The organism is Pseudobacillus badius (genome assembly GCF_002189605.1).
Taxonomy (GTDB): domain Bacteria; phylum Bacillota; class Bacilli; order Bacillales; family Domibacillaceae; genus Pseudobacillus; species Pseudobacillus badius.
Genome location: NZ_MWMM01000056.1, coordinates 1 through 1,356, shown reverse-complemented (window position 1 = coordinate 1,356; position 1,356 = coordinate 1). Strand labels below are relative to the sequence as shown.

Here is a 1,356-nt window from a genome sequence, read left to right as displayed (position 1 = left end):
CGGAAGCAAGCTTCCGTCAAGTCCGCTCGACTTGCATGTATTAGGCACGCCGCCAGCGTTCGTCCTGAGCCAGGATCAAACTCTCCAAAAAGATGTTTGACTTGCTCATGTTTTAAAAATAAGAATTAACTTACTGGCATGTTTTTGTTCAGTTTTCAAAGATCAATTCGTTGTCTATTTGTGAAGACTTTTATTATATTAACAGCTTTTGAAATAAGTGTCAATATGTTTTTTTGGTGGAGCCTAGCGGGATCGAACCGCTGACCTCCTGCGTGCAAAGCAGGCGCTCTCCCAGCTGAGCTAAGGCCCCATAATTATCGATATTCAATCCGTCTCTTAAGTTTTGATATAACGGATATCGGGAAGACAGGATTCGAACCTGCGACCCCTTGGTCCCAAACCAAGTGCTCTACCAAGCTGAGCTACTTCCCGGTCAAGTTGATATAAATAATGGCGCGCCCGAGAGGAGTCGAACCCCTAACCTTTTGATCCGTAGTCAAACGCTCTATCCAATTGAGCTACGGGCGCTAAATGGTGCCGAGGACCGGAATCGAACCGGTACGGTAGTCACCTACCGCAGGATTTTAAGTCCTGTGCGTCTGCCAGTTCCGCCACCCCGGCATAGATGGAGCGGAAGACGGGATTCGAACCCGCGACCCCCACCTTGGCAAGGTGGTGTTCTACCACTGAACTACTTCCGCGCTAAAAAATATTCTGTTTTCCATATTTGTGACAATACATAGAATATGATGCGGGTGAAGGGAGTCGAACCCCCACGCCTTGCGGCGCCAGATCCTAAGTCTGGTGCGTCTGCCAATTCCGCCACACCCGCATAAATGGTGAGCCATGAAGGACTCGAACCTTCGACCCTCTGATTAAAAGTCAGATGCTCTACCAACTGAGCTAATGGCTCGTCTTATAAAGACGAGTATAATTACATGAAAATGCCGGCAAGAGGACTTGAACCCCCAACCTACTGATTACAAGTCAGTTGCTCTACCAATTGAGCTACACCGGCATGTAGCATATAAATATTATGGTGGAGGATGACGGGATCGAACCGCCGACCCCCTGCTTGTAAGGCAGGTGCTCTCCCAGCTGAGCTAATCCTCCGTTATGTATGCCTGGCAACGTCCTACTCTCACAAGGGGAAGCCCCTCACTACCATTGGCGCTGAAGAGCTTAACTTCCGTGTTCGGGATGGGAACGGGTGTGACCTCTTCGCTATCGCCACCAGACTGTATAAAATGGAAAGAAATTGTTCTTTCAAAACTGGATAATATGTGTCAGTAACCGGCAATACCATGCCATGGTTTGTTGCTTTACGCCATACGGCGTTTTGGTTAAGTCCTCGAT

General features: G+C 48.3%; 9 tRNA genes and 2 rRNA genes. All 11 read right to left on the bottom strand.

The features are described from left to right. A 16S ribosomal RNA gene (locus tag B1A98_RS20000) occupies nucleotides 1-91 on the bottom strand; the annotation flags it as partial. 143 nt (nucleotides 92-234) lie between these two features. Beyond that, a tRNA-Ala gene (locus B1A98_RS19995) sits at nucleotides 235-310 on the bottom strand. 48 nt (nucleotides 311-358) lie between these two features. After that, nucleotides 359-432, bottom strand: a tRNA-Pro gene (locus tag B1A98_RS19990). Between the two features lie 19 nt (nucleotides 433-451). Beyond that, nucleotides 452-528: transfer RNA gene (locus B1A98_RS19985), tRNA-Arg, on the bottom strand. A 4-nt stretch (nucleotides 529-532) separates the two neighbouring features. Beyond that, nucleotides 533-621, bottom strand: a tRNA-Leu gene (locus B1A98_RS19980). A gap of 5 nt (nucleotides 622-626) precedes the next feature. Beyond that, nucleotides 627-701: transfer RNA gene (locus B1A98_RS19975), tRNA-Gly, on the bottom strand. A gap of 49 nt (nucleotides 702-750) precedes the next feature. Beyond that, nucleotides 751-832, bottom strand: a tRNA-Leu gene (locus B1A98_RS19970). Between the two features lie 5 nt (nucleotides 833-837). Next, nucleotides 838-913, bottom strand: a tRNA-Lys gene (locus tag B1A98_RS19965). A 32-nt stretch (nucleotides 914-945) separates the two neighbouring features. Next, a tRNA-Thr gene (locus tag B1A98_RS19960) sits at nucleotides 946-1,018 on the bottom strand. A gap of 19 nt (nucleotides 1,019-1,037) precedes the next feature. Beyond that, nucleotides 1,038-1,113: transfer RNA gene (locus tag B1A98_RS19955), tRNA-Val, on the bottom strand. A gap of 9 nt (nucleotides 1,114-1,122) precedes the next feature. Then, nucleotides 1,123-1,238 (bottom strand): 5S ribosomal RNA (rrf, locus tag B1A98_RS19950). Nucleotides 1,239-1,356: the final 118 nt, after the last annotated feature.